General features: G+C 59.7%; 1 protein-coding gene. It reads right to left on the reverse strand.

The annotated features are described in order from the left end of the window. Positions 1 to 60 precede the first annotated feature (60 nt). On the reverse strand, positions 61 to 7,707 hold the full coding sequence (locus VGY55_14975; protein ID HEV2971276.1) for a PA14 domain-containing protein: 7,647 nt from the start codon (positions 7,705 to 7,707) through the stop codon (positions 61 to 63). Positions 7,708 to 8,131: the final 424 nt, after the last annotated feature.

Below are 8,131 nucleotides of genomic sequence, written 5' to 3' on the forward strand. Positions count from 1 at the left end.
CGTCAAAAAAAACAGCCAGTAACGACCGGCCAAGTCGAGAATCACGTTGCCGGGCCCGAATTAGTTTTGCCATTGTCGGCCGATCGCATCGAGCAGATCGTCGGATAGTAGGGAGATATCGGCGTCGGACGCCGAAGGCCCAGCGGCCGGACTCGAGGCGGCCCATTCCAGAACATCGGCATCCGCGAAAGCGACCGCGACAGTGTCGTGATGAACTGGCTCGTCATTTCCGTTTGCGAGAATGCCAGTTTGCCGTTCGAGAAGTGTCGCTGCGTCGGAAGTCGAAGAGACGCCAGCGGTCGTAAGCGAAGATGACCGTTCGCTCTCGTGGCTCACGGAAAAAAGGAGGTCTGACACGCCGACGATCTCGCTCGACGATTGCAAAGCAATCGGGCCCGTCGAATCCGAAAAACTCGAGTTGACCGCCAATGTAGGTCTAGAGGAACCGTGAGAACTCGGCGCGACGGTGACAGAAATCGGCGGCTCCGACGAAGCGGTGGTCGAGGTCGGTGCAACGGCGGTTTCGACCGCCGAACTGCTGGCCGCAATCGACGGGGCCGTCTGCGGAGAACTGGGCGTTGCGTTGATCGCCTCGCTGGTGTTGCCAGCCGCCACCGCGTTCAGCGGATTCCCATTCGCATCGCTGGCTGCGATGGTCACAGTTGCGGGGCTGCCAGAGGCGCCGCCGATCACGAGGCTGCCCTGAACGATGTGATTGGCGGTGAGGCTGCTGCCGGAGTTGATCGTGGTGGTCCCGTTACCGTCAATCCCGTTTGCAATCAGGGTTCCGGCATTCACCGTGGTGCTAGGAGCTGAATCGCTTGCCGCCAATGTAGCGACGCCGGTGCCGTTCTTGATGATGTTTAACGGCGGAGTTTCAGAAATAATTCCGTTCGCTGCGATATTACCGGCGCCGGTAAATGTCAAGGGTCCCGTTCCAGTGATCGCCCCGCCGAGCGTCAGTAATCCGGCATCAGACCCAATGGTGGCGCTGCCCGTCAAGGTGATTGGTCCGGCGAAGGAGTTGGTCCCGCTGATGTTCTCGATGGCGCCATTGCCTGCGGGGCCAGTGCCGGCGACGCTCACCGGCTCCGCTGTGGTGTAATTCACGTTCGAGGAGAAGGCGAGTGCGGCCCCGCTCGACACGGTTGTGCCTCCGGCGGTCGTCCCCAGAGCGCTATTGGAAGCGGCTACCAGCGTGCCCTGGTTGATGGCTGAGGCGCCGGTGTATGTGTTGACTCCAGACAGGGTCATCGTCCCGGTACCGTTTTTGATCAAGTTGCCGCCGCCGGAAAGAATTCCGGACAACGTGGAGCTGTTGTTGTCGCCGCCAACTGTCAACGAATTGCTTCCGCCAATAAAGACATTGCCAGCGCCGCCGAGCGAGCCAACTTGCAGATTCGCGTAAGTGTTGAGCAAAGCGTTCGGGATCCGTTGCAACGTACCCCCAGGGACCTGAACGTCGGCGTACAGGCCGTATTGGCCGCCGCCTTGATAGTAGGCGATGACGATGGAGTGGCTGCCTTGAGTCAGCGGAATGGAGCCTGAGCGAACCGCGAGGGGCTGGTACGCATTGTTGAAAACCACCGCGTTGCCATCAATGAAGAGCATGCTGCCGTCATCGCTGCCGGTATCAAAAGTGTAGACGCCCGACGTCGGCGCCGAGAATTGTCCCGTCCAGACGGCGACAAATTGATTCGGGTTTGCGAGGACGGCGCTGGGAAATCCCTGGCCGCTGCTTCCGTAATCAAAAACTGCTCCTCCATTATTCTGACTGTTGGCATTGGAACTGCGATCCGTGGCGATGACAGGCAAACCAGCAACGTAATTTGCCACGGTGGTCGTGTCGGCGAACAGATACGTGGGAGCGTTGTTGGGTGCGGAATTGTAATAGGCGCCGGCTAGCCCGATGCTACCCACGGCAGGAATGTTGAGCGTAGCGCTCGCCGCAACGGTCACATCACTATTACTTCCGAGCGCCGAGTTATTGCTGATGTTAACGACGCCGGCGGAGATGAGTGTGGGGCCGGTATAGGAGCTGGCGCCGGAAAGCGTAAGCGTGCCGCCAGACACGGTTAGGCCACCCGACCCCGAGATGGCATTCGAATATGCAAGCGTCGCACCGGTTGGGACGGCGATTGCCAGGGTTCCGTTGTCCGTGATCAAACCGGCTGGAAGAGAGAAAGCATGCGTGCCATCGCCCAGTTGAAGCGTGCCAGAGTTGATCGTCGTGGGGCCGCCATAGTTGGGTTGGCCGATCGCTTGCGAGCCCGTGCCGGTCTTGGTGACGTTGGTCACGCCGGTCGCCATCAGGGTGCCCGTGAAACTAGCGTTGTGATTGGCGCCGCCGACCGTGAGCGAATTGGCGCCGAGCGCCACCGTGCCCCCGCCCGCCAGCGAGCCGATCTGGAAATTATTCGTGGCGGTTCCACTGAGCAACGCATTCGGGATGCGCTGAAGTGTTCCGGTCGGAACCTGCACGTCGGCATACAATCCGTAGCCGCCGCCGGCCTGGTAAAAGGCGATCACGATATTGTGCATGCCCTGCGTCAAGTTCACCGTACCGGTCCGAACGGTCACGGGCTGGACGAAGTTGTTGTTGACGACGACATTGCCGTCAATAAATATCATGCTGCCGTCGTCGCTGCCGGTATCGAAGGTGTACGAACCCGCCGTCTGGGCGTTGAACAGGCCGGTGAACACCGCTTCGAAGTTAGTGGCGTTCGAACTGTACGGCGCGGGGAAACCGGAGCCGGTGGTGCCGAAGTCGAAGCTGTTGTTAAGCGAAGTCGTGGACGACAACGCCGTCAAGGCGGGCGTATGCCCCGCCAAACTGTTATTGAGCGCTGTGAGGCTGACGAAGTTAGCGCTCGAGGGCGTGATGTTGTAGTATTGCCCCTGCAGGCCGCCTCCCACGACGTATGTTCCCAATACGTTCAAGGTGGCGCCTGTGGCCACCGTGACGTCGCTATTCACTCCCAGCGGCGTACTGGTGTAAGCGTTGACGATCCCCGCGCTGATCAGCGTCGGGCCGGTATACGTGTTGGCGCTATTGAGCGTCAGCGTTCCGGTCTCGGTCACCGTCAAGCCGCCGGCACCCGCGAGCGAACCGCTCAGCGTCGTGTTTCCATTGCCGGCGATCGTCAATGCACCATTCATTTCCGTGATGCTGGAATTGATGGTCAACGTCGCGCCGTTGACGGTCGTAAACGACTCGCCGCTCAAAGGGAAGATGCCGGCGCTGGACGCGGCGTTAATGGTTTCCGTCCCCGTCGCCGTCAACGACAGGCCACCCGATCCGAGCGCTAGCGGATTGTTCAGCGTGATATTGTAGCCGCTGGCGGCAGTGGAGATGTGCGCGAAGGCGTTCGCGCCCGTCGGCAAATCGTCGATATTGGTCAATCGGGCGGCGCCGTTCGGAAAGACGAGCGATTCATTGCCGTCCCCCGTCGGCGCGATTCCGCCCAACCAATTGCCGGCGGTCGTCCAATTGGCGTTAGCGCCATTGCCGCTCCACTGGAAGGTGCCGCCGCTGGTCGCGGGCGAACTCTGGTTCGAAGGCGCGCTCTCTTCATTCGGGGTCGGGAGCGAATTGGCATTCACCGCGGTGACGTAATAAAAATACGTCACGCCGTTTGCGACGCTGTTGTCAACGAACGAATTACCAGTACCCCCGGATGCGAGAAACGTTTCCGCTCCGCTGGCCGTGCCGCGGTAGATATTCATGCCGGTGGCGCCGCTGGGGACCGTGTAGTACAAAGTCACGGCGTTGTTCGCCAACTTCGAATAGACCAGGATTGGCGTCGGCAACAGTGTCGTGGCGTTGACCCCGGCGAAGTCGTTGTTGCCCGAAACGTTGAAGGCCTGGATGTGATATTCGTAGTAGGTGTTCGGGGTGAGATTGGTGTCGGACCACGCGTATGTGCTCGGTGCGGAGCGCGAGGTGGGGGGCAACGTCGCGACCAGGGTGAGGCTGCCGTGATTGACCGATCGCAAAATGTGATAGCCGTCGGCCAGATGGCCGGCGTTGTCCTGCCAACTCATGTCGATCTCAGTTGCGCTGACGCCGGTCACCATCTGGTTGGACGGCTTGGGTGGCGCCAGGGGAATCGTGACGTTCGCCACATTCGAATAGCCCGAATTGCCAGCCGAGTTGAATGCTCGCAAGCGATAGTAATAGGTGTTGCCAGGGGCCAAGCCGGTGTAAGCATCGGTGAAAGAGTTCGGGCCCGCCGGAAGACTCTCGGTGATCAAGTTCTGCGTGAAACCGAGATTAGTCGCCCGGTCGAGGTTGAAGCTTGTCTGGTTGGTGGCGTTATTTGTCCAATTCAGATAGACCGAGGTGGCGGAGGCGGGCGTGGCGCCGAGGCCTGACGGGGCATTGGGCGAATTCGCCGCCGTGGGGGCATAGGCCCAGGAGATGATGTTTTGGATCGCTTCTTGGCTTCCGGTGGCCGCCGTGAAGCCGACGTATCCGTTGCTGCTGCCGATTATTCCCGGGATATTGATCGTGTAGTTCTGCGTGGCGGAGGCGTTGGTTGTCAGATCGTTGATGACGACCGTGAGCGTGGTTCCCACGTACGTCAGGTTGACCTGGAAGATGTCGCCACTGTGGAAATTGATGCCCGTCGAGGAGAGATCGACGGATCCGACGTTCGTCGGCGACGCGGCATCCGTGTATAAGCCGGTGGAATCGTTGCCTTCACCGTTGTTGTTGTTCAGGTCGAACTTGATGGCGACGCTGTTATTGATGCCCACGCTGGCGCCGTTGGCGCCGTAACCCAGGGCCGCACCCGATCCGCCCAGGGCCGTCGGGCCGGCGCCTTGGATGGTGAATGTAAAACCTTCGCCGGTGTTGGCATAGGCGTACGTCCCGGTCGTCTGGAAAGTGAACTGGCTGGTGAAGCCGCTAACGTCAACCAGATTGCTGGTGAAAACACTGCCGGCCTGGTTGGAGTTGCCATTGGTCAGCACCAGATTGCCGCCGGTGACGGCCGCCGCGCCATTGAGAGTGAGGCCCGTCGCTCCGCTGAATCCGCCGGCGATGACCTGATTCTGGGTCCACACGGACGATTCGCTGATGTTTTGAATATTGCCCTCATCCCAGCCGGCGTCATTGAGAACTTGCGTCGTGTCGACCAGGACATAGGGCGCGCCGTTGAGCGTGAAATGGATATGAGGCAGGATGAGCGACCGATTGGCGAAGATAGTGCCAACCGGCGTGTCGCTCGTGTCGAAATTGCCGCTGGCGGTCTGCGTGAGAATCAGGCTCTGTCCAGGTGCGATGATCGTTTGCGTACCAATCAGGCTATCCCACAACTGGAAGCTCGCGCCGTTCGCGAAATTGTCCACTACGACGCCCGGCGACAAGACGGCGTTTGCCGTCCCGATGTTCTTGAACATGATGGCGCCGCCGTCATAGATTCCGGTCGTCTGGTTGCCGAAAAAATTGACGTTGGGCGACCCCTGCCATGGATTGGGGACAAAGCCGCCGCCGTACTCATTGTCGTAATACGCCAGCGAAACGACGACATTCGGAAGACCGGGCGCATTATTGACGTAATTCAAGCCGTTGAGCGTATTGCTGGTTGTCGCATTGGCGAGATTGGAATAGTTCGAATAGCCCTGCGCGTTCAGGCCGCGGATTCTGAAATAGTAAGTGGTCTGAGTTTGCAAACCACCGATGGCGATCGAAGTCGCCGCGGCTGGCGCTGTGGCCACCACGCTGAAGCTGGTTCCATCGGTTGATTGCTCGATGGAATAGGCCGTGGCCAAGTTCGGCGACGTGGTTGAATCGGTCCAGGTCAGGTTGATCGACGAGCCCGAGATGGCGGTGGCCGATAGGACTGGAGCGTTTGGCGCGGCAGTGGCCGCCTGATTCAGCCCATAAATCACCAGGCTGTTGGAGGTCCCCACGAACACTTCGCCGTTGGCGATTGTCGGCACGGCAAACTCGACAACCGCGCCCAGATTGTCCGCCCCGCCGGCATGTTGCGCGCTGTTCCAAAGTTCCGTTGACAACGAACTGGCGTCATAGGCGTGGATCACGTTGGCATTACGGTCGTAGAGCCAGGCGATTCCGTTGGTTGTGCCGTTGGCCGAAATGGCGACTGAGCCTGGCGCGTAGCCCATCTGGACAGCCGTTTGCGACGTCGTGGTCAACGTGCCGTTGCTGTTGATGACGTAGCTGTAGGCCGGGCTACTGTAGCCACTGGACCAGTAGACTTTGCCGTTGAAATAGGCGGCGGTGCTCAGCGAACCGCCCAGTTTCACCGGCGGCGTGTTCTGACCGCTGCCGTTGGGGACCGCATTGAGGACGTTGTCGCCCGTCGGGCTGAAGTGACCTAAGTTGTCGCGATCGATGACATAGATTTCCCCTCCCTTGCCGGCGGCGAGGATCAGGTGCGGATGCCCAGGAATGCCCGCTGAATCGGGCAACACGATGGGCGCACCGGAGCCGAAATCCGAGTCGGCCCCGTCGAGCGCTGCGACGTTATACGGAATGAAATAGTCGGCAACCTTAAGGCCCCAGCCATTCGGGTTCTGGTTGGTGGCCGAGGTAGTGGGATCGGCGACGGCCTTGACCAGCGCTTCGTTGTAATTGGCATTGACGGGAAAGCCCTGGGCGTTGAGCACCGGCGCCCCGCCGTCGCCATTGCCGGTCTCAAAGTAAAACGCACTGCCGTCAGATTCGAATGCCAGTCGGCCGCCTCCCTGCCAGATCCCCGACAGACCGTCGTTCGGCGAGGTGCAGAGCACGCCTGTGAGCGTCAAAGCGGTTGGCGACATAGTCCAGGTTGCCACCCAACCATGATACGGACCATTGTCGCCGTGCGAGGCCCAGGCCAGGTACACTTGGTTATTGACGAAGCTCAATGCCGGCCTGTTGGCCTCGCGCAGGGCGTTGAACTGGACGACTTGCTTGCCGGTCCCGTTATAAGGATCGGTTACGGCGCCGTCGCCGGTTCCATAAACGTAGATGGCCGTTGTATTCGAGTTATCATTCGTCGTTGCGCCAATCAGATAGGGGACGACTCGGTCGGTGCCGTCGGCGATGTTAATCGCATGCAGCCGCTGCACGTAATACATGGCGCCGCCAATCGTCTCCGCGGTCTTGACGTCGAGGAATATCGTGTTCGAGGCCGGATCGATGACCGGGGTGCCAGTGATTCCAACTTCAGTGCCGATGTTGACGGCGACGTCGCCTCTGGTGACGGTAGTGATTGAAGTGGCACTCGTGCCATTGATAGGGGTGCTGTTGACGTTCGTGCCGGGCGTGCTGCCGCTGTAGCCGGCCGTTGTGATGTCGAGAAAGCTTCGCTTCCACAAGACGGCGCCGCCATCCCCCTGTTTGGCGTCGATAGCGTACAGGCTGTCATGCTCGGTGGCGACGAAAACGACATCGTGCATGCCGGCCGCGCCGTTGGATGTGTTGACTCCCGAGGCGACGGTGATGCCCGTGTCGACAAGCGGTTGAGCGTACACTTGGCCATCCAGCGCGACGGTGGTGAGTTTCCCGAAGGAATTCACGTTGACGTCAGCCGGCGTCAGCACAGTCTCGTTATTGTTCAAACCCGTGCTGGCGATATCGTTGTGGTACGTGAGGACATTGACGGCCGGACACCAGCGAGCTTCGAGTTGTTCGAGCATCGTCGGCCGGCGAAGTGGGCGCTTCGGCGCCGGCTTGCGCAGGCACAAGCTGCTCATCGTCCGACGCCAAGCGCCGAAAACATTCTTGTGGGACATGGAGAGATGGTTCGGTTACGAATTTGGGGGCGTCCTTGAAAGCTGAACGTCCACCATCCTAAACCCGGAAGGGTTGACAAGCAATCGAACGTTGACTGTTGCCCTTGAAGGGCTCAGCATCGGTAGTGGCTGACGAGACCAGATTAATATGGCCACGCCGGCTCTATTCCTTGCTGCCAAAGTTCGCCGTCAGAACGGATGCCGGCACGTGAAAGTATGTTGCCAACGTCCCGATCGTCGCCTTGCTAACCCGGATTATTCATGGCTTGCGGAACAAAGCGGCCTCCGGCTGCGTTTAAGAAGTTGATTCACAACGACTTCGTTCGACGCAGGGAGGCCAGTCATGAGTTTACAGTCTGTCTTGTGTTTTGAATATGACTTTTTG

It is taken from the genome of Pirellulales bacterium (assembly GCA_035939775.1).
Taxonomy (GTDB): Bacteria; Planctomycetota; Planctomycetia; order Pirellulales; family DATAWG01; genus DASZFO01.